The sequence below is a fragment of the Dinoroseobacter shibae DFL 12 = DSM 16493 genome, assembly GCF_000018145.1.
GTDB lineage: Bacteria > Pseudomonadota > Alphaproteobacteria > Rhodobacterales > Rhodobacteraceae > Dinoroseobacter > Dinoroseobacter shibae.
Window position 1 is genome coordinate 2,949,783 of sequence record NC_009952.1, and the last position, 19,968, is coordinate 2,969,750.

23 protein-coding genes are annotated in these 19,968 nt (G+C 67.0%); 11 read left to right on the plus strand and 12 right to left on the minus strand.

All coding sequences use genetic code 11. From position 1 onward, the window contains the following. Positions 1-283 precede the first annotated feature (283 nt). Genes DSHI_RS14170 through DSHI_RS14190 form a run of 5 tightly spaced genes read left to right on the plus strand, consistent with a single transcriptional unit; the run spans position 284 to position 5,610 of the window. Positions 284-1,162 carry a 5-bromo-4-chloroindolyl phosphate hydrolysis family protein gene (locus DSHI_RS14170; RefSeq protein WP_012179452.1) on the plus strand — a complete coding sequence of 293 codons (879 nt, stop codon included), beginning with the start codon at positions 284-286 and terminating at the stop codon, positions 1,160-1,162. 35 nt (positions 1,163-1,197) lie between these two features. Beyond that, positions 1,198-2,391 (plus strand): toxic anion resistance protein, encoded by a 1,194-nt coding sequence (locus DSHI_RS14175; RefSeq protein WP_012179453.1) that lies wholly within the window; start codon positions 1,198-1,200, stop codon positions 2,389-2,391. After that, positions 2,388-3,335 (plus strand): DUF2927 domain-containing protein, encoded by a 948-nt coding sequence (locus DSHI_RS14180; protein ID WP_012179454.1) that lies wholly within the window; start codon positions 2,388-2,390, stop codon positions 3,333-3,335. Before DSHI_RS14175 ends, DSHI_RS14180 begins: the two co-directional genes overlap by 4 nt. A 22-nt stretch (positions 3,336-3,357) precedes the next feature. Beyond that, positions 3,358-4,488, plus strand: a complete 1,131-nt coding sequence (locus tag DSHI_RS14185) for an SPFH domain-containing protein (RefSeq protein WP_012179455.1) — start codon at positions 3,358-3,360, stop codon at positions 4,486-4,488. A gap of 6 nt (positions 4,489-4,494) precedes the next feature. Continuing rightward, complete coding sequence (locus DSHI_RS14190) at positions 4,495-5,610, plus strand: TFIIB-type zinc finger domain-containing protein (RefSeq protein ID WP_012179456.1); 1,116 nt, start codon at positions 4,495-4,497, stop codon at positions 5,608-5,610. Positions 5,611-5,616: 6 nt separating this feature from the next. On the opposite strand, the gene DSHI_RS14195 is transcribed toward DSHI_RS14190, so the two are convergent. Next, on the minus strand, positions 5,617-6,036 hold the full coding sequence (locus tag DSHI_RS14195; RefSeq protein ID WP_044027972.1) for an Hsp20/alpha crystallin family protein: 420 nt from the start codon (positions 6,034-6,036) through the stop codon (positions 5,617-5,619). 164 nt (positions 6,037-6,200) lie between these two features. Here DSHI_RS14195 and DSHI_RS14200 point away from each other — a divergent pair, with 164 nt between their 5' ends. Further along, the gene (locus DSHI_RS14200) at positions 6,201-7,127 is read left to right on the plus strand and encodes a carbohydrate kinase family protein (protein ID WP_012179458.1); all 927 of its coding nucleotides are present in this window, start codon (positions 6,201-6,203) and stop codon (positions 7,125-7,127) included. Then, positions 7,124-7,561, plus strand: coding sequence for a D-aminoacyl-tRNA deacylase (gene dtd / locus DSHI_RS14205; protein ID WP_012179459.1), 438 nt, complete (start codon positions 7,124-7,126; stop codon positions 7,559-7,561). Before DSHI_RS14200 ends, dtd begins: the two co-directional genes overlap by 4 nt. A 120-nt stretch (positions 7,562-7,681) precedes the next feature. Here the strand turns inward: dtd and DSHI_RS14210 are convergent, their stop codons facing one another. From DSHI_RS14210 to DSHI_RS14260, 11 genes are all read right to left on the minus strand, one after another. Beyond that, positions 7,682-8,950 (minus strand): NAD(P)/FAD-dependent oxidoreductase, encoded by a 1,269-nt coding sequence (locus tag DSHI_RS14210; RefSeq protein ID WP_012179460.1) that lies wholly within the window; start codon positions 8,948-8,950, stop codon positions 7,682-7,684. A 33-nt stretch (positions 8,951-8,983) separates the two neighbouring features. After that, positions 8,984-9,691, minus strand: coding sequence for a c-type cytochrome (locus tag DSHI_RS14215; protein ID WP_012179461.1), 708 nt, complete (start codon positions 9,689-9,691; stop codon positions 8,984-8,986). A 4-nt stretch (positions 9,692-9,695) separates the two neighbouring features. Then, on the minus strand, positions 9,696-10,724 hold the full coding sequence (locus DSHI_RS14220) for a c-type cytochrome (protein ID WP_012179462.1): 1,029 nt from the start codon (positions 10,722-10,724) through the stop codon (positions 9,696-9,698). Continuing rightward, positions 10,708-11,985 carry a sulfite dehydrogenase gene (soxC, locus tag DSHI_RS14225; protein WP_012179463.1) on the minus strand — a complete coding sequence of 426 codons (1,278 nt, stop codon included), beginning with the start codon at positions 11,983-11,985 and terminating at the stop codon, positions 10,708-10,710. The genes DSHI_RS14220 and soxC overlap by 17 nt, the downstream gene beginning before the upstream one ends. A 58-nt stretch (positions 11,986-12,043) precedes the next feature. Beyond that, positions 12,044-13,738, minus strand: a complete 1,695-nt coding sequence (soxB, locus tag DSHI_RS14230) for a thiosulfohydrolase SoxB (protein WP_012179464.1) — start codon at positions 13,736-13,738, stop codon at positions 12,044-12,046. Positions 13,739-13,872: 134 nt separating this feature from the next. Beyond that, the gene (gene soxA, locus DSHI_RS14235; protein ID WP_012179465.1) at positions 13,873-14,727 is read right to left on the minus strand and encodes a sulfur oxidation c-type cytochrome SoxA; all 855 of its coding nucleotides are present in this window, start codon (positions 14,725-14,727) and stop codon (positions 13,873-13,875) included. A gap of 49 nt (positions 14,728-14,776) precedes the next feature. Beyond that, positions 14,777-15,106, minus strand: coding sequence for a thiosulfate oxidation carrier complex protein SoxZ (gene soxZ, locus DSHI_RS14240; RefSeq protein WP_012179466.1), 330 nt, complete (start codon positions 15,104-15,106; stop codon positions 14,777-14,779). An 18-nt stretch (positions 15,107-15,124) separates the two neighbouring features. After that, positions 15,125-15,541, minus strand: coding sequence for a thiosulfate oxidation carrier protein SoxY (gene soxY, locus DSHI_RS14245; RefSeq protein ID WP_012179467.1), 417 nt, complete (start codon positions 15,539-15,541; stop codon positions 15,125-15,127). A 35-nt stretch (positions 15,542-15,576) separates the two neighbouring features. Then, positions 15,577-16,059: a sulfur oxidation c-type cytochrome SoxX gene (gene soxX, locus DSHI_RS14250; RefSeq protein ID WP_012179468.1), complete on the minus strand. Its 483-nt coding sequence runs from the start codon at positions 16,057-16,059 to the stop codon at positions 15,577-15,579. A 116-nt stretch (positions 16,060-16,175) separates the two neighbouring features. After that, entirely contained in the window at positions 16,176-16,742 is a 567-nt protein-coding gene (locus DSHI_RS14255; protein WP_012179469.1) for a thioredoxin family protein, read from the minus strand. A gap of 27 nt (positions 16,743-16,769) precedes the next feature. Further along, positions 16,770-17,504 carry a cytochrome c biogenesis CcdA family protein gene (locus tag DSHI_RS14260; RefSeq protein WP_012179470.1) on the minus strand — a complete coding sequence of 245 codons (735 nt, stop codon included), beginning with the start codon at positions 17,502-17,504 and terminating at the stop codon, positions 16,770-16,772. 87 nt (positions 17,505-17,591) lie between these two features. Here DSHI_RS14260 and DSHI_RS14265 point away from each other — a divergent pair, with 87 nt between their 5' ends. The 4 genes from DSHI_RS14265 to DSHI_RS14280 are packed head-to-tail and all read left to right on the plus strand — an operon-like array spanning position 17,592 to position 19,968. Then, positions 17,592-17,993, plus strand: a complete 402-nt coding sequence (locus DSHI_RS14265; protein WP_157865340.1) for a thioredoxin domain-containing protein — start codon at positions 17,592-17,594, stop codon at positions 17,991-17,993. Further along, entirely contained in the window at positions 17,990-18,502 is a 513-nt protein-coding gene (locus DSHI_RS14270) for a GlcG/HbpS family heme-binding protein (RefSeq protein WP_012179472.1), read from the plus strand. The genes DSHI_RS14265 and DSHI_RS14270 overlap by 4 nt, the downstream gene beginning before the upstream one ends. A 21-nt stretch (positions 18,503-18,523) precedes the next feature. Beyond that, positions 18,524-18,859, plus strand: a complete 336-nt coding sequence (locus DSHI_RS14275) for an ArsR/SmtB family transcription factor (protein WP_012179473.1) — start codon at positions 18,524-18,526, stop codon at positions 18,857-18,859. 20 nt (positions 18,860-18,879) lie between these two features. Then, positions 18,880-19,968 carry a YeeE/YedE family protein gene (locus tag DSHI_RS14280; protein ID WP_012179474.1) on the plus strand — a complete coding sequence of 363 codons (1,089 nt, stop codon included), beginning with the start codon at positions 18,880-18,882 and terminating at the stop codon, positions 19,966-19,968.

The following is a 19,968-nucleotide window of genomic DNA, read 5'->3' on the forward strand; positions in this document are numbered from 1 at the left end:
TTCAGGGCTTTATGTTGCGCACTCCGGGAAACCTGCGCGCGGGGCGTTAACCTTTGGCCCGGGTCCGGGCAGGCGGCGGCCTGTCCGCGGCGGCCGAAATCCTGCCCGCTGGGCGAGAATCTCCCCTAGGCAGGGTTGCGGGCTAGGCGCTGGACGCGACACCGCCTATATTGAGGACAAACAGGGATCAGGGGCGAGATATGAGTGCGAGCGGGTTGCAGGTTCTGGCCTATACGCTGTTGGCGGCGCTGATCCTCTATGCCGGTCTCGGCGGGGGGTTGGGATGAGCCAGCGGTTCGGCGGCAAATACAGCCCCGGCGGGTCGGGCGACCAGACGCCGCCCGTGGCCCCGGTGGCCCATGCGCGCCGCTCCAGGGTGGGCGCGCGGGTCAATGCGCTGTTTTTCCTGCCGCTTCCTCTCGGGTTCACGGCCTTTGGCAAACCCGCGGCCGAGATGTCCTACAGCATCGGGGGGCTGGTCCTGTTGCTGGGCGCGGCCTGGATGCTGCGCGAGGGGCTTCTGGCCGAGGAGGCCTATGACGCGCGCAAGGTGGCCAAGCGCCCGGCGATCCCGCGCAAGATCTTTGCCGCGGTGATGTGCGGCGTGGGGCTGGCCTTTGCCGGGCTGTCCAACGGGGTCGGCGCGATGGGCGCGGGGCTGTTCGCGGCGCTCGGCGCGGGGCTGCACCTGGCGGCCTTCGGGATCGATCCGCTGCGCGACAAGGGGGCGGAGGGGGTCGATGCCTTCCAGACCGAGCGCGTGGCGCGGGTGGTGGACGAGGCGGAGGCCTATCTCAAGGCGATGTCGGATGCGATCCTGCGGTCCGGCGACCGGCAGCTGGAGGTCAAGGTCGAGGCGTTCAAGGCCACCGCGCGGGAGATGTGCCGCCAGGTGGAGGAAGACCCGCGTGACCTGACCGCGGCGCGGAAATACCTGGGCGTGTATTTGATGGGCGCGCGGGACGCGACGGTGAAGTTCGCCGATCTCTATGCCCGCAACCGCGATGCCAGCGTGCGCGCGGATTATGTCGCCTTGCTCGACGATCTGACCGCGAATTTCACCGCGCGCAGCCAGGCGATGCTGCTCGATGACCGCTCGGACCTCGATGTGGAGATCGAGGTGCTGCGCGACCGGCTCGCCCGCGAAGGTGTGCGGGCCTGAGTCTTGACCCAGAACGATTGCAACCGGAGGACCCCATGTCAGACACCATTCGCGCCAAGGCCGAGGCCGCGCTCGCCGATGTCGAGGAAGTGACCGCCGCGGTCCTGCCGGAGCCGTCCACGGCGCTGGTGCCGCTGGCCGAGGCCGAGGCGCCCCTCGCCGCCGATATTCGCCGCGCGATGGACGAGATCGACATGGGCGACACCCAGTCGATCGTGCAGTTCGGCTCGGCGGCCCAGGCGGAGTTGCAGCAGATCAGCCAGTCGATGCTGGCCGGGGTGCGCAACAAGGATGTGGGCCCGGCGGGCGACAGCCTGCGCAACATCGTCACCACGATCCGGGGGTTTTCCATTTCCGAGCTGGATGTGCGGCGCGAGCGCAGCTGGTGGGAGAAGCTGACCGGCAAGGCCGCGCCCATGGCGAAGTTCGCGGCGCGCTACGAAGAGGTGCAGGGCCAGATCGACCGGATCACCGACGAGCTGCTGGCCCATGAGCACACGCTGCTCAAGGACATCAAGTCGCTCGACAAGCTCTATGAGAAGACGCTGGAGTTCTACGACGAGCTGGCGGTGTATATCACCGCGGGCGAGGAGAAGATCGCCGAGCTGGACGCCACCACCATTCCCGCCAAACAGGCGGAGGTCGAAGCCGCGCCCGAGGACGACCAGGTGATGCGCGCCCAGGAGCTGCGCGATCTGCGCGCGGCAAGGGACGACCTGGAGCGGCGGGTGCATGACCTGAAGCTGACGCGGCAGGTCACGATGCAATCGCTGCCGTCGATCCGGCTGGTCCAGGAGAACGACAAGTCGCTGGTCACCAAGATCAACTCGACGCTCGTGAACACCGTGCCCCTGTGGGAGACCCAGCTGGCCCAGGCGGTGACGATCCAGCGGTCGCGCGAGGCCGCAGAGGCCGTGCGCGGGGCCAATGACCTGACCAACGAGCTGTTGACGGCGAATGCCGAGAACCTGCGCCAGGCCAACAAGGTGGTGCGCGAGGAGATGGAGCGCGGGGTGTTCGACATCGAGGCCGTGAAGCAGGCCAACGCCACCCTGATCGGGACCATCGAGGACAGCCTGAAGATCGCCGACGAGGGCAAGGCCCGCAGGGCTGCCGCCGAGGAGGAGCTGCAGAAGATGGAAGCCGAGCTGCGCGACACGCTGGCCTCGGCCAAGTCCCGCGGCGACAAGACGGGCTACAACGCCGGGAGCGCCGTGCCCAAGGCATGATCGCGCACTGGAATACGTGGCGCGCGGGTCTCGCGGCGCTTTGTGCCGGGCTGGCCCTGGCGGGCTGTGCGTTGGAGCCGGTGGCGCCCGTCACCTCCCCCGCGCCCACGCCGCGGGCTGTGCCGCCCGTGGTGTCGGAGGAGTCGCTGGAGGCCGCCGAGTTCTATGCCCGGTTCCAGCAGCGCCAGTTGACCGCCGGGCTGATGCGCACCGACGGGGGCGGGCCGGACACGCCCTATAACGCGCGACAGCTGGCGGAGAATTTCGAGCGGATTGCGCTCTTTGACGAGTATACCCTGCGCGCGGGCCGGTTCGTGGCCGAGCAGTCCGAGAGCCGGTTGCGCCGCTGGGCCGGGCCGGTGCGGGTGCAGGCGATCTTCGGCCCCGCGACCCCGCCGGAGCGCAAGGCCCAGGACAGTGCCGCCTTGCGCGACTACACGCGGCGGCTGGCGCGGCTGACGGGGGCGGATATCCGCACCAGCACGGGGGGCGGGAATTACCATGTGCTGTTTCTGAACGTGGACGAGCTGCGCGCGGCGGGGCCGCTGTTGCGCGAGTTGATCCCGCAGATCGACGATGCGACCTTGCGCGACATCACGACGCTGGACCGGTTCACCTTCTGCTCGGTCTACGCGATCTCGACCCGGGCGGAGCCGTATACCTACACCACCGCCGTGGCGATCATCCGCTCCGAGCACCCGGACCTGATGCGGCTGTCGTGCATCCACGAGGAGATTGCCCAGGGCTTGGGTCTGGCCAATGACAGCCCCGATGCGCGGCCCTCGATCTTCAACGACGACGACGAGTTCGCGCTGCTCACCTCCCATGACGAGCGGCTGTTGCAGATGCTCTACGACCCCCGGCTGACCCCCGGTCTTACCCCCGAGGAGGCGCGCCCGCTGGTGCGCCAGATCGCCAGTGAAGTGATGGGCGGCGCAAGTTGAGCCCTGTGAAAGGACCCCTGCCATGAGTATCTTCGATTTCCTCTCCGGTCAGTTCATCGACGTGATCCACTGGACCGACGACACCCGCGACACGATGGTGTGGCGGTTCGAGCGGCAGGGCCACGAGATCAAGTACGGCGCCAAGCTGACCGTGCGCGAGGGCCAGTCGGCGGTGTTCGTGCACGAGGGGCAGCTGGCGGATGTGTTCACGCCGGGGCTCTACATGCTCGAGACCAACAACATGCCGATCATGACCAGTCTGCAGCACTGGGATCACGGCTTTCGCAGCCCGTTCAAGTCCGAGATCTATTTCGTCAACACGACGCGGTTCAACAACCTCAAATGGGGCACCAAGAACCCGATCATGCTGCGCGATCCGGAGTTCGGGCCGGTGCGGATCCGGGCCTTCGGGACCTATTCGGTGCGCGTGGTGGACCCGGCGCGGTTCCTGTCGGAGATCGTGGGCACCGATGGCGAGTTCACCATGGATGAGATCAGCTTCCAGATCCGCAACATCATCGTGCAGGAATTCAGCCGGGTGATCGCGGGCGCGGGCATTCCGGTGCTGGACATGGCCGCCAACACCGCCGAGCTGGGCAAGGGGGTGGCCACGGCGATCTCCGAGACCATCGCGGGCTACGGGCTGTCCCTGCCGGAGCTTTACATCGAGAACATCTCGCTACCCCCGGCGGTGGAGACGGCGCTCGACAAGCGGACCTCGATGGGTCTGGTGGGCGATCTGGGCAAGTTCACGCAATACTCGGCCGCCGAGGCGATGACGGCCGCCGGCAAGGCCGGGGGCGACAGTGGCATGGGCGCGGGCCTGGGGGCCGGCATGGGCATGGCCATGGGCGCGCAGATGGCCCAGGCCGGGCCCTGGGGCGCGCGCCCTGCCCCGGCACCTGCGGCGGCCACCCCGGTCGCGCCGCCGCCCCCGCCGGTGGAGCATGTCTGGCACATCGCCGAGGGCGGCCAGACCAAGGGCCCGTTTTCCAAGGCCGATCTGGGGCGCATGGCCGCCGAGGGCGGGCTGACCCGCCAGACCCATGTCTGGACGCCCGGGCAGGACGGCTGGATGCGGGCAGAGGATGTCACCGAGCTGGCGCAGCTTTTCACCATTCTGCCGCCCCCGCCCCCGCCGCCGGGCGCGTAACCGCCCATGAGCGACGAGACCACGGCCCCGGCCGAGCCTTCGATGGAGGAGCATCGCTTCCCCTGCGAGGCCTGCGGCGCGGATATGCGGTTCGAGCCGGGCGCGGACAGGATGGTCTGCGATCATTGCGGGAACGTGGCCGAGATCGAAGGGCTGGGCCCGTCGCCCTGGGGCATCGCGGAGCAGGACTACCGCGCCGCCCTGCGCCGCCCCGACGGGCTGGAGCAGGAGGTCACGCGGGTGCTGTCCTGCCCCAACTGCGCCGCGCAGATCGAGTTCTCGCCCGAGGTGCATGCCGCCGAATGCCCCTATTGCGCAACGCCGGTGGTCACCGACACGGGCGCGCACCGGCATATCAAGCCGCAGGCCATCGCCCCCTTCGTGCTGAGCGAAGACGCCGCCCGACGCGCCATGACCGCGTGGCTCGGACGGTTGTGGTTCGCGCCCAACGGGCTGGCGGCCTACGCCCGCAAGGGGCGGCGGATGAGCGGCGTCTATGCCCCGTTCTGGACCTATGACGCGGCGACCCGCAGCCGGTATTCGGGGGAACGGGGCACGGTCTATTACACCACGCGGACGGTGATGCGCGACGGCAAGCCGACCACGGTGCGAGTGCAGAAGGTACGCTGGCGGCGGGTGTCGGGCGCGGTGGCGCGAGCGTTCGACGACCTGCTGGTGCTGGCGGCGCGCAGCCTGCCCAAGGGGCTGACCGATGCGTTGCCGCCCTGGCGGCTGTCGGATCTCGTGCCGTACACGCCCGAGCTGATCGCCGGGTTCCGGGCCGAGGGCTACACCGTCGCGCTGGAGGACGGGATGGACGAGGCCCGCGCCGAGATGGACCGGATGATCGCCCGCGACGTGCGGTTCGATATTGGCGGGGATCGCCAGCGGATCCACGGGATCGAAACGCAGATCTCGGACGTGACCTTCAAGCACATCCTGCTGCCGATCTGGGTGGCGGCCTACAAGTACAACGGCAAGAGCTACCGTTTCGTGGTCAACGGGCAGACCGGCAAGGTGGCGGGCGAGCGGCCCTATTCGATCTGGAAGATCGCCGGGGCGGTGGTGCTGGGCGCCCTTTTGGCGGGCGCCCTGGGCTATGTCGCCGCGATGTCCGGCTGAGCCGCGTCAGCCCCTGGAGATCTGGATCTTGCGGGTGCCGCCGGTCTTCTCGGGGCTTTTCTTGTCCACGCTGACGGTCAGCACGCCATCCTTCATCTCGGCCGCGACGGCCTCTTCGTCAGCATCGGGCGGCAGGCGGAAGCTGCGCGAGAAGCTGCCATACTGGCGCTCCGAGAAGTACCAGGTCTCGCCGCTCTCCTCGCGTTCGGATTTCTTCTCGCCCTTCACGGTGACGACGCCGTCATGGACGCTGAGATCCACGTCGTCTTCGGCCACGCCGGGCAGTTCCATGCGGATGGTGTAGGCGGTGTCCTTGACGCTGGCCTCGGATGCGGGGGCCACCCATTCCGCGAGCTTCGACCCCATTGTCCGGAAGGGATCGGCAAGGCTCGGCCAGAAGCCGGTGGCGTGGGATTTCTCGACCATCTTGTCCTCCTTTTGTGCTGGACTCACTCCCGCGCCCATATGCGGCCGTTTGCGCGGCAATGTCCTTGATTCAGGTTAAATCCCAAGGATCAGCGGGACTGTGTTAGCGCTAGCGATTCGCGCGGCGGCGCGGTATTGCGGGGCAGGACAGGACGGAGGGTTCCATGATCTTGTGTGCGGGCGAGGCCCTGATCGACATGCTGCCGCGGGCGCTGCCGGACGGTACGGCGGGGTTCGCGCCGGTGGCGGGCGGAGCGGTGTTCAACACCGCGGTCGCGCTGGGGCGGCTGGGGGCGGATGTGGGGTTGGTGACGGGGCTGTCGCGGGACCTGTTCGGCGAGGTTCTGATGACTGCGCTGGCGGCTGCGGACGTGGACAGCGACATGGCGGTGCTGTCGGACCGCCCCACGACCCTGGCCTTCGTGACCCTGACCGACGGGCATGCGCAATACGCGTTCTACGACGAGAACACCGCCGGACGGATGCTGGCCCCGGCGGATATGCCCGACCCGGGGCCGGAGGTGGGCACGCTGTTCTTCGGGGGGATTTCCCTGGCGGTGGAGCCCTGTGCCGCGGCCTATGAGGCGCTGTGCCTGAAGGCCGCCGCGGGGCGGGTGGTGATGCTGGACCCGAATATCCGGCCCGGGTTCATCAAGGATGAGACGACGTTCCGGGCGCGGATCGACCGGATGCTGGCGGTGACGGATATCGTGAAGGTGTCGGACGAGGATCTGGCCTGGTTGATGGGGCCGGGGGATCTGGCCGAAAGTGCCGCGGCCCTGCGCGCGCGGGGGCCGGCGGTGGTCTGCGTGACGCGGGGCGGCGCCGGGGTGGAGGCCCATACCGCCACCGGCATCACCCATGTCGCCGCCGAAGCGGTGGAGGTCGTGGATACGGTGGGTGCGGGCGACACGTTCAACGCGGGCTTCCTGGCAGGGCTGGCGGAGGCGGGCGCGCTGGACAAGGACCGCCTGCGGGCGCTGGACGCGCCGGTGCTGACATCGGCCCTGCGGCTGGGCGCGCAGGCCGCCGCGATCACCGTCAGCCGGGCGGGCGCGAACCCGCCCTGGCGGGACGAGTTGCCACGATGAGGGCCCTGATCCAGCGGGTCACCGAGGCGTCGGTGCGCGTGGAGGGGGCGGTGATCGGGCGGACAGGGCCTGGGCTGCTGGTGCTGGTCTGCGGGATGCCCGGCGATACGGACCGGAGCGTGGCGGCACTCGCGGGCAAGATCGCGAAGCTGCGGATCTTTCGCGACGCGGAGGGACGGATGAACCGGTCGCTGCTGGACGTGGGCGGCGGGGCGCTGGTGGTCAGCCAGTTCACCCTGGCGGCGGACACCTCCCGGGGCAACCGGCCGGGGTTTTCCGCCGCCGCGCCGCCGAAAGAGGGCGAGAGGCTCTACGAGGCCTTCGCCGCGGCCCTGGCGGAGACCGGCGTGGCGGTGGAGACCGGGCGGTTCGGCGCGAATATGGCCGTGGCCCTGGTCAATGACGGGCCGGTCACGATCTGGATGGAAGGGTAGCGCCCGGGGACCAAGGCGTTTCGAAACGCCTTGGACAAGCGCCTTGCAAGGCGCTTGGGACGCGATTTGCAAATCGCGTGACCAAGCCCGTTCGAACGGGCTTGGTCGCCGCGGCGGCCGTCAGCCGAACATGTCAGTCGTGATGCCCGCGTACCAGCCGAGGCTTTCCTCGTAGGTGGCCTTGCGCAGCGCCGCATCCTCCCCGGTGTTGGAGATGAAGCCGGAGGTCTTGGCGATCTTCTCCTCCGTCGCCTCGTAGGACGCGCCCACCTTCACCCCGTCCTCGGTGGCGATCAGCGACCAGCAGGTGTTGGAAAACTTCGCCGGGAACACGCGGCTGTCGGTGAGCGCGCCGCGCACGGCCATGGCCGCGACCTTGGCCTGGCTGTTGGCGGAGTAGCCGGATTTGGGCATGTCGCCCTGCTGGCTGGCATCGCCGAGCACATGGATATTCTCGTCCTCGCGGCTCTGCATCGTCGCGGGCACCACCGGCGCCCAACCTTCCTCGTTGGTCAGGTCCGCAAGCTCGGCGATGCGACCGGCCTTCTGGGCCGGGATCACGTTGCAGACATCGACCTTCTCGACCACCCCGTCGACCACGACCTCCATGGCGTCGGGCCGGACCTCGACCTTGTCGCCGCCGAAATCCGGGCCGATCCGTTCAACCATGCCGGCATAGTGCTTCTGCCAGCCTTCCTCGAACAGCGCCTGTTTGGAGTATTTCTCCTTCGGGTCGACGATCAGGATCTTGGCGGTCGGGTTCATCTGGGTCAGGGCATGGGCCACCATCGAGATCCGCTCATAGGGTCCGGGCGGGCAGCGATAGGGGTTGGGCGGCGCGACCATGGCATAGGTGCCGCCCTCGGGCATGGCCATGATCTGCGCCTTGAGCAGCTGCGCTTGCGTCCCGCCCTTGTAGGCATGGGGCATCGCGTTCTGGGCCGCCAGGTCCCAGCCGGGGATCGCGCCGTCCTTGAAGTCGATGCCGGGGCTGAGGATCAGGCGGTCATAGGGGACCGAGCCGCCGCCCGCCAGCGCCACGGTCTTGGCGTCCCGGTCCACGCCAATGGCCCAGTCATGGACCACGTTGATCCCGTACTCGGACGCAAGCTTGCCATAGGAATGGCCCAGATCGTCATAGTCCTGGAACCCGCCGATATAGAGGTTCGAGAAGTAGCAGGTGAAATAGGTGCGCTGGGGCTCGATCAGGGTGACGTCGATCGCGCCCTGGCTGTCCTTGGCGATATAGCGCGCTGCCGTGGCCCCGCCGGAGCCGCCGCCGACCACGACCACGCGCGGGCGACCCTGGCCGCGCACCATGGGCGCCGCGAGGCTGGCCGATACGGCGGCGCTGGTGGCGATGAAGTGGCGTCTTGAAAGTGCAGTCATGGTCTTCCTCCCGATGCGACCCTGACCTGTCCCCTAGTCAGGATCCTTGAAAAAGGCTGCGAGCGCGGCAATCTCCTCGTTGCTCAACCGGCCGGCGATCATCTGCATGACCGGATGCGGGCGCAGCTTGGTCTTGTATGCGTGCAATGCGAGCACAAAATCCTCTTCCGGCCAATAGGTAATGGAGGGAATTCCCTGATCTGTCCCGTCAATCTGGTGACAGGAGGTGCATTCGGACGAAAGATAGGCCCCCCACTCCGCATCCCCTTGCAGCGCCAGCACATCCGGCGGCAACTCGGGCACCGACGGCAGGGCTGTCGGTTCGGCCTCGGGGATGTCGGCGGGACTGGCGGTGAAGTCGCGCATGTAAGCCAGAAGGTCGGCGCGGTCCTGCGCCTCCGGCATGCCGCGGTAGCTCATCCGGGTGCCCGATACCAGCGCGCGGGGGTTGGCGATATAGGCGTCGAGCGTGCGCAGATCCCAGATCAGCCCGTCCGCCCCCATGCGCAGCATCCCGTCGGAATAGCTGAACCGTTCGATGCTGCCGGCGCGGCGACCGTAGATCTCGTTCAGGTGAGGGCCCACCCGGCTTTCGGCGCCGTCGCCGATCTGGTGGCAGCTTGCGCATTGGCGAAAGAGTTGCGCGCCGCGCTCCGGGTCACCGATTTCGTCCGCGGGGGCGGCACCGGTCAGCCCGACCAGCGCCGCCGCCCACAGCAGGGGTGTCAGCTTACCCTGCATTCCGTCACTCCTGCGCTTGCAGGAAGGCCACGATGGCCGCGAGGTCCTCGTCCTTGCGCAGGCCCGGGAAGGACATCTTGTTGCGCGGAAGGAATTCCTTGGGCTTGGCCAGGAACGCCTTGAGGGTTTCCGCATCCCAGATGAGGCCTTCCTCCGCGCGCTCTTCGAGGGCCTTGGAATAGCGGAAATCCGCAACGGCCCCGGCGGGCTGCCCGACGATTCCGGTCAACACCGGGCCAACGCGGTTCTGGGCGCCCTCGCCCACCTGGTGACAGGCCGCGCACCGCTTGAACACCTTTTCGCCGGCGGCCACCAGTTCGGGGTCGGGTCCGGCGGGGGCGGCGGCCTGGGTAACCTCCGGCTCCGGAGCCGGGGCGGCGGCGCTGTCATCCTCCGGGGTCACGTCGAGGACGCGGGCGCGCATGGTGATTTCGACGCTGTCCTTGCAGTCGGTCATGCAGGGCGCGGTGCTGAAGACGGGGTATTCGGTCTCGGCCCGGTCATCGACGATGAAGCCGTCCGCGTTGGGCATCTCGACCTCGAGGAAATTCTCGTGGGACAGGACGAAATCGTCCTCCACCAGGAAGTTCGAATAGAGAATGTAGGCGACGATCGCATAGACCTCGTCATGGGTCAGGGATTGCGCGTTGCCATAGGGCATGGAGCGATGCACGTAGTCCCAGGCGGTCGACAGGTAGGGCCAGTAGGAGCCGACGGTCTTGACCGGATCCTCGTCGGCCAGGGTGTCGTCGCCGCCCGCGAGTTCGGGCCAGTTGTCCACGCCTTCGGCAAAGACCCCGTGGCAGACCGAGCAGTAATCCACGAACAGCTCTTCGCCATCGGCGACGGAGCCGGAGCCGGGCGGCAGGCCGCGCCCGTCGGGGCGCACGTCCAGATCCCAGGCCTTGATCTCGGCCTCGGTCGCGGGGCGGCCCAGGCCGAGCGTGTCGGCCAGCACCGGCGGCGCGGCGAGGGTCAGCGCGCACACAAAGGCCGGGGCGGCGGCGGTCAGGAGCTTAGGAAACCTCGACATTCTCTGCCTCCCCGGTTTCGCGCACCCACCAGGTCTGGATGCCGTTGTTGTGGTAGATCGAGTTCAGCCCGCGCATCTCGCGCAGCTGGTTCTTGGTGGGCTGGACGTAGCCGGTGCTGTCATGGGCGCGCGATTGCAGCAGCATTTCTTCGCCCTGCCAGTCGTGGTCGAGATAGAACCGGGTCAGCGCCTTGTCGGTGCCCGGGGCGGCGAGCCGCGCCTCTTGCCAGTTCTTGCCGCCATCGAGGCTGACATCGACGCGGGTGATGGACCCGCGGCCGGACCAGGCCAGCCCGGTGATCACCAGCGGCCCCTTGCCGTGGGTGATCGGGGCTTGCGGGCTGGGGGAGGTGACGACGGATTTCGCGTCCATCTCCCATGTCCATTTGCGGGCGGTGCCGTCTTCGAGCACGTCGGTGTATTTGCTGGTTTCCTCGCGGCTTTCCACGGGGCCGTCCATCACCTCGACCCGGCGAAGCCATTTGACCCACATGTTGCCCTCCCAGCCCGGCACCACCAGGCGCACCGGGTAGCCGTGTTCCTTGCGCAGCGCCTCGCCATTGGCCTTGAACGCGACGAGCACGTCGTCGAGCGCCTTGACCATGGGGATGGAGCGGCCGTTGGACGAGGCATCGGCGCCTTCGACGAAGACCCATTTGTCGGCGAGATCCCCGGCCGCATCGAGTCCGGCCTCGTTCAGCAGGGTGCGGAGCGGGATGCCGGAATATTCCATGTTGTGGATCATGCCATGGGTGAACTGCGCGCCGTTGAGCTGCGCGCCGGCCCATTCCATGCCCGTGTTCGCGGCGCATTCGCAGAAATAGACGTGGTTTTCGCGCGGGAAGCGTTCGAGATCGGCGTAGGTGAACACGAGGGGGGTGTCCACCAGCCCGTTGATCATCAGCCGGTAGTCTTCCTTGGGCAGGTCGATGGCGCCGGAATGGTGCCGCTCGAACGCGCAACCCTGGGGGGTGATCGTGCCGTCGAGGGCATGGATCGGGGTGAAGTTGATCGAGCTGATCGTGTCGGCGGTCAGCCATTCGACATTGCGGCGGACCACGTCGCTCTCGTATTCGATGGGCATCCCGTAGGGGGTGGCGTCCACGCCGTCGCCGAAGCTCTGCGCCCAGGGCTGCACCTCGGTGATCAGCGGGTCGTCCGCGGCGCGGGCGGCCCCGGCGGTAGCGGCCCCGGCGGTGACGGCGGCGGCGCCTTTGAGGAACCCGCGGCGTCCTGGATCAGAGGGGTTTGATGTGCTCATGCTGTCCTCCCGAAAACATGATCGGAATGATATTCAGATGTTTGAATAAGTAAAGCGATCATGCGCCGATGACCTTCACGCTCTGGTTCGGGTCGACCGAGACCGTGCCCTTGCGCTTGATGTAGCTCTCTACCACGTCCCAGATCGGCGGGCCTTCGGTGCCTTCGTTCACGCTCGCCCAGCCGGAGACGATATAGGTCTTGGCCGGGTCGATTGCCTCGCCGGTCTTCAGGAGGGTCATGTTGGTGATCCGCTGCCCCTGGGGTTTGGAGATGTCGATCTGGTAGCCCATGCCGCCGACGCGGACCATGTCGCCGCCCTGCTGGTAATAGGGGTCGGGGTGGAACAGGTTGTCGGCCACGTCTTCGAGGATGATGTGGAGGAATTCGCCCGTCATTTCAGAACGGTAGGCGTTGGGGTAGGACATCGCGGTGGCGTTGAAGAGATCCTCGCGGGTGATGTCGTCGCCCGGCAGCAGGCTCGGGCCCCAGCGGAAACCGGGGCTCAGCGCGATGTCGGCCTCGCGTTCGTCGATCAGCGCGTTGCAGATCAGGTCGTCCCAGGTGCCGTTGAAATTGCCGCGCCGGAACAGCAGGCTGTCGGTGGTGCCCAGCACTTCGCGCAGATCCGCCTCGAACGGGGCGCGTTCGGCGTCGATCAGCGCGGTCATCGCCGGGTCAGGCGCGATCACGTCGGAGAAGACCGGGATGAGTTTGTAGGCGAAGCCCTGGATCCCGCCGTCGCGCACGTCGAGGTCGAGGCGGCTGACGAACTTGCCGTTGGAGCCCGAGGCGATCAGCATCGTGCCATTCACCAGCACCGGTTCGGGCAGGGCGTCATGGGTATGGCCAGTGAGGATCACGTCGATCCCGTCCACGTTGCCGGCCATCTTCTTGTCCACGTCGAAGCCATTGTGGCTGAGCACGACGACCACGTCGGCCCCGGCGGCGCGGACCTCGGCCACCATTTCGCGCATCCGGTCCTCGCGGATGCCGAAGCTGAGATTGGGGAACATCCAGCCGGGATTGGCGATCGGCATATAGGGGAAGGCCTGGCCGATCACGGCGATCTTCGCGCCGCCGCGCTCGAACATCTGGTAGGGCTCATAGGCGGGTTCGTCCCATTCGGCGTCAAAGATGTTGGCGCCGAGGAAGGGGAAGTTGAGGTGGTTCTCGACGATGTCGTTGACCCGGTCGATGCCGAAGGTGAATTCCCAATGGCTCGTCATGGCGTCGGGGCGCAGGGCGTTCATGATGTTGACCATGTCCTGCCCATCCGTGCGCAGCGCGGTGTAGGAGCCGTGCCAGGTGTCGCCGCCATCGAGCAGCAGCGCATCGGGCCGGTCGGCGCGGATCGCGTTCAGGATCGTCGAGACCCGGTCGAGCCCGCCCATCCGGCCATAGGTCCGGGCGAGGGCTGTGAAGTCGTTATAGGTCAGGGCATAGGCCTCGGGCGTGCCGGGGGCGATGTCGAACAGCTTGAGAAAATCCTCCCCCGTCACATGGGGCGGCATCCCGGCATTGTCACCGACGCCGAGATTGATCTCGGGCTCGCGGAAATAGATCGGCTTGAGCTGCCCGTGGATGTCGGTGATGTGGATCAGGGTGACATTGCCCGTGGTGTCGAACTGCAGAAGATCGTCCTGGGACATCGCCTGCTGGGCGGCGAGGCGGGACCAGTTGCCCACACCCGACGCGCCGTAGATGGCGGAGGCGGCAACGGTGGCCTGGAGAAAGTCACGGCGGGAAATCATCGGGGCGGCTCCTGCGGTTGCGTCGGCATGATCCGGGCGTGCGGTGCGGAGGTCTCCCTCCGCGCCCGGGGCTGGGTTTGCGGTGTCGGATTGGGGTCGGTGGGCCGGGCGCTGCGGGCGCGCCCGGCACGGGATCAGTTGCGCACGGCCGGGGTTTCGACCGAGAGGCCATTGCCGCGGGAGGCGACGTAAAGCTCCAGCGCGATGAATTCGGGCGAGCCCATGCCGAAGGTTTCGGCCCGCGTATCCCGGATGCAGCCGCGGAAGCGGTTGTGCTGGGACACGAGGTCGGCCTGTTTCAGCCGGTAGACCGGGAAGCCGTTGGTCATGCCCATGCTCAGGTGGTCGGCGCGGATGTAGTTGTCGTAATTGTCCTCGTGACAATTCGCGCAGGCCAGTTCGAGCTGCCCGTAGCGGGTATAGTAGATCTCCTTGCCCTTCTCCCAGGTGGACTGGGCGGGCCCGTCGATCGCCACATCCATGGGCATTCCGCGCGATTGCAGGCCGATCAGGGCCGTCATGTTGCGCATGTCGGCACTGTTCCAGTCCCAGGCCTCAGCCTCCATCCGGTTGGTGCGGCAGTCGTTGACATACATCTCCATGGTCCAGACTTCGCCGGCGTCCTCGTTCCACTTGGGCAGCTTGGCGCGCAGGCCCTTCATGCTCTCGGGACCGCTGTGGCAGTCGGCGCAAGCCTTTTCCGCGGCACCCTCGGCGGTGTTCCAGGCGTCGATCGCCTTGTCGACGAAGATCATGCCCGGATTGTCGAAATCGTCCATCTGGAGCGACTTGGTCTCATCCGTCCGGAAGGTCCAGCCGGACCGGATGGTCGACATGTTTTCCAGGTGCGCCGGGGCGGCGGTTTCGGTGACCAGCTTTTCTTCGCCGTTGATCACCAGCTCGTCGATGGCATGGGCCGCGGTGCCGAGACCGAAAGCTGTCACCGCGGTAGCTATGCTGAAGGCGGCCTTGAGCGACAGTGTCTTCATGTGTTTCCTCCCAGAAAGGCGCGGCCGGGGGGTCCGGCCGCGCGGGCCTTCAGCTGACGGCGATGGCGTTGGTGGTCTCGTAGACCGAGCCGTCGTCGTCATACCATGTGAAGGTGAATTCACCGGCCTCCGGAACCTTCGCGTCAAACTCGAAATACGGGTTGGTCGAGATCGCGGGCGCCATGTCCACGTCGATCACGGTCTCGCCGTTGAAGCTCGCCACGAAGCGGTTGATGATCGAGCGCGGGATGGTGTTGCCATCGCTGTCCTTGCGCTGCCCGGATTCCATCTTGTGCGAAATCAGGGTCTTGATCGTGATCGTGTCCCCGGCAGAGGCCGACTTCGGGACTTTCACGCGGGGTTTTACACCTTTTGCCATGTTCCTGGTCTCCTCTGGTTAGCCGCCGCAGCCGCCGATGGTGACCTTTACGGTCTTGGTCTCCGACGAGAAAGTGCCGTCGGCCATCTTGGCGATGGCGGCGACCTCCTGGGTGCCGGCGAGGCGAATGCGGGTCGAGGCGGACTGGTCGCCCGCAAGCGGACCGAACTTGAACTCGGCCACGGCAGGGGTCGGGTTGCCCAGAGCCAGCACCAGAATCGCCGTGGCGCCGGGGGCACTCACGGAGATCGGAACGGTGTTGCCGTTCTCGGCAATCTCCGGCGCGGTCAGGGTGACACCGCCGGTGCCGACCTCGGCGCCCCCGGTGAATTCGTCGATACTGGCCTTGACGGCCGCGGACACGACCCCGGGCAGCACTGCGGCAAGCGCAGCCCCGGCGCCAATGGCCATCGTTTCACGTCGCGTGAACTCCATTGGTTTTCTCCTTGTCTGGGAGCGATCCGGGCGGATCACTCCGTCAGGGTCATCAGGTAGGCGACCACATCTTCCACTTGTTGTGCGGTCAGAAGCGTTTCAAGCTGTTCGGGCGTTGCCGCCTTGCCGGTGAACGCGTTGCCGGGCCGGATGTAGCCGGATTTCTTGTAGTAGGAGGGCATGATCGTGCCCTCGAACGTCATCTTGGCATTCGCCACGATGCCACGCAGCTGCGCCTCGGTCCAGCGGTCCCCGGCGCCGTCGAGCATGGGGCCGACTTCCCCGTGGAAGGGAATGTCGCTCATGTCGGAGACCATGTGGCAGGCCACGCAATTGCCCAGGGCCCGGGAGGCCATGACCTCGCGCCCCGCGGCGGGATCGCCCGGCGTGCCCGAAAGCGACTGCTCGATCTCGCCATACTCGGTAAATGCAACCTGTTCCGCCATGATCTCAGCCGTGGCGGGTCCGGTGGCGAAGGCCAGACCGGCAATGGTGCCGATCAACGCTTGGCGCTTCATACGCTTCCTCCCAAGATTGTCCTCGGCGGTCAGGATAAGCGCCGCGTGCAACGGTATGCAACAAAAAATTCAATTTTTTGCATATGTCGCATTGCAGCATCGCCAGGGCATTCTAATTACTCGGTATTTTGCTCCATGAACTTGCGGGCGTGGTACTTCTGGAACGGCTCGTCGGTGGTATAGCCCTCTTCGAGAATCCAGGTCAGCATGTTGAGCGTGGTCCATTTCCCGAAGGCCCCGGGGATGGTGGCGACGGCCGCCTGGGCGGCGCTGGCGCCCTCGGGCACCTCTTCGGGAAAGAACATCAAGGTGGGCGTGAAGAGCGCCCCCCATTTGCGCACGGCGTCCTTCTCGGCCAGCGCCTCGCCGTCGAAATCGGTGATCTCCACATCGCCGAACATGTTGATCTGCACCACGAAGAACTGGTCGTTCAGCAGCGCGTCGATCTCGGGGATGGGGAACACCTCCTTGTGCATCTTGTCGCAATAGATGCAGCCGCGCTGCTCGATGATCAGCGCCAGGCGCTTGCCCTCGGCATTGGCCTCGGCGAGATCCTCGCGCAGGTCCTTGAACGTGTCTTTCATCCAGGCGGTCTTGTGCAGCCCGTCATCCCCGAGCTGCGCGGCCAGTCCCGGCAGCGTCCAGAGCAGCGCCGCGGCGCAGAGTGTCAGAAAACGTCCCATGGTATCCTCCACTTGTGGGATGCGGCCTCAGCCCAGGGCGGGCAGATAGTTCAGCATCCAGTTCGCGATGATGTTCATGCTGTTGGTGCCGATCAGCACGGCGAACAGCACTAGGAAAACGCCGGTGGCCTTCTCGATCCGGCCGAGGTGGCGGCGAAAGCCGCGCATCCAGCGCAGGAACGGGCCGATGAACAGCGCCGCCAGCACGAAGGGCAGCGTCATGCCCACCCCGTAGACCGTCAGCAGCAACATGCCGCGCGTCATGCCCGTCCCCTCCGTCGCCACGGTGAACAGGATGGCCGCCAGCACCGGGCCGACGCAAGGGGTCCAGCCGAAGGCGAAGGCCAGCCCGATCAGGTAGGCGCCCAGGAAGCTCATGTTCGTGGTGGACCCGGCCTCCATCCGGAACTGGCGATAGAGAAAGCCGATTCGGATCACGCCCAGGAAATGCAGCCCCATGGTGGCGATCAGGGCCGCCGCGACCCAGCGCAACACGTCCATATACTGCCCCAACACCTGTCCGAAGGCCGAGGCCCCTGCCCCCATCGCCACGAATATCGTGATCACCCCCGCCGAGAAGGCCAGCGCCGAGAGCACCGCGCGGGTGCGGATCGCGGGCGTGATCTCGGTGTCCTGTTCGAGCTGGTTCATGCCCACGCCCGCCATGTAGGACAGATAGAAGGGAACAATGGGCAGGATGCAGGGCGACAGGAAGGACAACAGGCCCGCAAAGCCCGCACCGAGGATCGAGACGTCGAACATGGCGCGGTTCCTTGATCAATTCACATATTCAAATTATGTTATTTGAAATTGGCCCCGTCAACTGGGCTGCGATCACCCGGAATGTCCATGCCCCGCTTCCTGCTCCCGTTGGTCTCGCTTGCCCTGATCCTGGCGGAGGGACCGATGCGTGCGCAATCGCTGGAACTGGTGATGGTCGAGCAGGTGGGCTGCAGCTATTGCGCCGCCTGGCACCGGGAGATCGGGCCCGCCTACCCCAAGACCGACGAGGGGCGCGCGGCGCCGCTGCGGGTGATGCAGCTGCGAGATATGCCGGGCGAGCTGGACCTGGCGCAACGGGCGCGGTTCACGCCGACTTTCCTGCTGATCTCGGAGGGGCGGGAGATCGCGCGGCTGGAGGGGTATCCGGGGGCGGATTTCTTCTGGCCGATCCTGGCGAAGATGATCGAGGACGCGTCGCCTGCGACGCAAAGTGAAGCGCCCGGCTCAGGGCGCGGGGAGGACCAATGAACCATCTGAAAACACTCGCGATTGCCATGACCGTTGCCGCCGGTGCGGCGGGGGCGGCCAGCGCCCAGGACGACAGCGCCTTTGTCGAGTTCAAGGTGCTCAAGCCCGAACTCGCGATGGCGGCGGCCACCGCGGCGATGGAGCACTGCCGCGCGGGCGGCTACCAGGTTGGCGTGACCGTGGTCGACCGGTTCGGCGTGCCGCAGGCCTTCGTGCGCGACCGGTTCGCGGGCGCCCATGTCTGGGAGACCGCCACGCGCAAGGCCTGGACCGCCGTGAGCTTCCGGAGCGGCACGACCGAGCTCGACGCCGCCACCAAGCCCGGCACGCTCGCCGAGGGCATCCGCCATATCAGCCAGGCCCTGCCCCTGGGCGGTGGGCTGATGATCGAGGAGGGCGGCGGGTCGCTGGTGGGCGGGATCGGCGTGTCCGGCGCGCCGGGGCCGGATATCGACGATGAGTGCGCGCAGGCGGGAATTGACGCCATCGCCGATGAGATTGCATTCTAGGCCCCAAGAGAGGCGCGACACATGGCATTGCCCGAAGTCACCGACGACATCAGCGACGCGGAGATGGACAAGATCCTCGCCAACGCGACCCTTGCGGCAAATTTCCTCAAGGCGATCGGACATGAGGGCCGGTTGATGATCCTGTGCCACCTGGCTTCGGGCGAGAAATCGGTGAACGAGCTGGAAACGCTCCTTGCCGCACGGCAGGCGGCGGTGTCGCAGCAGTTGTCGCGCCTGCGGCTGGAGGGGCTGGTCACACCGCGGCGCGAGGGCAAGACGATCTATTACAGCCTGACGGATGATCGCTCCCGGGCGATCATCGAGCTGGTTTATGAGTTGTTCTGCAAGGAGACCTGAGGCCCCGGCAGAATGAGTTCATGGATCCATGGGAACGGGAGGAGACCATGGAGATGATGTCCGGCACCATGCTGGCCGCCCTGATCGGCCTTGCGGGGGGTCTTGCCCTGGGCGTGGCCGCCCGGGTGGGGCGGTTCTGCACCCTCGGGGCCATCGAGGATGCGCTTTACGGCGGCAGCGGCGCGCGACTGCGGATGTGGGGCGCAGCACTGGGGCTGAGCATTCTGGGCTGCGCGGGGTTAACCGGGGCCGGACTGCTGGTTCCGGCGGAGGTGTTCCTGGTGCGCGACGGGTTCTCGCCCGTGGCGGTGATTTTCGGCGGGGCGCTTTTCGGGTTCGGCATGGCCCTGGCAGGCAATTGCGGCTACGGCGCGCTGGCGCGGCTGGGCAACGGCGATATCCGGGCCTTCGTTCTGGTCGGGGTGCTGGGGGTGACGGCCTATGCGGCGCTGTTCGGGCCGCTCTCGGGACTGCGATTGTGGATCTTCGAGTTGCCGGTGCTGCGCTTCGAAGCGGCGGTGACGCTGGACGCCCTGGTTGGCGGCGTCCTGTCGGTGCCGCCCTGGGCGGTGGGCGTCGGGGCCGGGATCGGCCTGTTGGCGGTGGCGCTGCACGGGGCCGAGGCGCGCGGGCCGGTGCTGCGCTGGGGCGCGGTGGTGGCGGCGGCGATCGTGTCGGGCTGGGCCGGGACCGGGTATCTGGCGCAAACGAGTTTCGAAGTGATCGGGGTACGGTCGCACAACTTCTCGGCCCCCCTTGGCGAAACCCTGGCCTATTTCATGCTGTCCGACGTGCGGCCCCTGTCCTTCGCGGTGGGCTCGGTCCTGGGCGTGGTCGCGGGGTCGGTGCTGGGCAGTCTGTGGCTGGGACAGTTCCGGTGGGAGGCCTGCGAGGACCCCCGCGAGCTCAAGCGGCAGCTGATGGGCGCGGTGTTCATGGGGTTCGGCGCGACGCTCGCCCTGGGCTGTTCCATCGGCCAGGGATTGTCGGCCTTCGCGATCCTGACCGTGAGCGCGCCCCTGGCCGCGGCGTCGATCTTCGCGGGGGCGGCGCTGGGCTTGCGGGTGCTGATCGAGGGTTGGCCCGTGGGCGGGTCGCGCGGGATCTAG

Bases quoted from the DNA above. Each gene is read 5' to 3' on its own strand.
- DSHI_RS14170 (WP_012179452.1), top strand. From the start codon at position 284: ATGAGCCAGCGGTTCGGCGGCAAATACAGCCCCGGCGGGTCGGGCGAC.
- DSHI_RS14175 (WP_012179453.1), top strand. From the start codon at position 1,198: ATGTCAGACACCATTCGCGCCAAGGCCGAGGCCGCGCTCGCCGATGTC.
- DSHI_RS14180 (WP_012179454.1), top strand. From the start codon at position 2,388: ATGATCGCGCACTGGAATACGTGGCGCGCGGGTCTCGCGGCGCTTTGT.
- DSHI_RS14185 (WP_012179455.1), top strand. From the start codon at position 3,358: ATGAGTATCTTCGATTTCCTCTCCGGTCAGTTCATCGACGTGATCCAC.
- DSHI_RS14190 (WP_012179456.1), top strand. From the start codon at position 4,495: ATGAGCGACGAGACCACGGCCCCGGCCGAGCCTTCGATGGAGGAGCAT.
- DSHI_RS14195 (WP_044027972.1), bottom strand. From the start codon at position 6,036: ATGGTCGAGAAATCCCACGCCACCGGCTTCTGGCCGAGCCTTGCCGAT.
- DSHI_RS14200 (WP_012179458.1), top strand. From the start codon at position 6,201: ATGATCTTGTGTGCGGGCGAGGCCCTGATCGACATGCTGCCGCGGGCG.
- dtd (WP_012179459.1), top strand. From the start codon at position 7,124: ATGAGGGCCCTGATCCAGCGGGTCACCGAGGCGTCGGTGCGCGTGGAG.
- DSHI_RS14210 (WP_012179460.1), bottom strand. From the start codon at position 8,950: ATGACTGCACTTTCAAGACGCCACTTCATCGCCACCAGCGCCGCCGTA.
- DSHI_RS14215 (WP_012179461.1), bottom strand. From the start codon at position 9,691: ATGCAGGGTAAGCTGACACCCCTGCTGTGGGCGGCGGCGCTGGTCGGG.
- DSHI_RS14220 (WP_012179462.1), bottom strand. From the start codon at position 10,724: ATGTCGAGGTTTCCTAAGCTCCTGACCGCCGCCGCCCCGGCCTTTGTG.
- soxC (WP_012179463.1), bottom strand. From the start codon at position 11,985: ATGAGCACATCAAACCCCTCTGATCCAGGACGCCGCGGGTTCCTCAAA.
- soxB (WP_012179464.1), bottom strand. From the start codon at position 13,738: ATGATTTCCCGCCGTGACTTTCTCCAGGCCACCGTTGCCGCCTCCGCC.
- soxA (WP_012179465.1), bottom strand. From the start codon at position 14,727: ATGAAGACACTGTCGCTCAAGGCCGCCTTCAGCATAGCTACCGCGGTG.
- soxZ (WP_012179466.1), bottom strand. From the start codon at position 15,106: ATGGCAAAAGGTGTAAAACCCCGCGTGAAAGTCCCGAAGTCGGCCTCT.
- soxY (WP_012179467.1), bottom strand. From the start codon at position 15,541: ATGGAGTTCACGCGACGTGAAACGATGGCCATTGGCGCCGGGGCTGCG.
- soxX (WP_012179468.1), bottom strand. From the start codon at position 16,059: ATGAAGCGCCAAGCGTTGATCGGCACCATTGCCGGTCTGGCCTTCGCC.
- DSHI_RS14255 (WP_012179469.1), bottom strand. From the start codon at position 16,742: ATGGGACGTTTTCTGACACTCTGCGCCGCGGCGCTGCTCTGGACGCTG.
- DSHI_RS14260 (WP_012179470.1), bottom strand. From the start codon at position 17,504: ATGTTCGACGTCTCGATCCTCGGTGCGGGCTTTGCGGGCCTGTTGTCC.
- DSHI_RS14265 (WP_157865340.1), top strand. From the start codon at position 17,592: ATGCCCCGCTTCCTGCTCCCGTTGGTCTCGCTTGCCCTGATCCTGGCG.
- DSHI_RS14270 (WP_012179472.1), top strand. From the start codon at position 17,990: ATGAACCATCTGAAAACACTCGCGATTGCCATGACCGTTGCCGCCGGT.
- DSHI_RS14275 (WP_012179473.1), top strand. From the start codon at position 18,524: ATGGCATTGCCCGAAGTCACCGACGACATCAGCGACGCGGAGATGGAC.
- DSHI_RS14280 (WP_012179474.1), top strand. From the start codon at position 18,880: ATGGATCCATGGGAACGGGAGGAGACCATGGAGATGATGTCCGGCACC.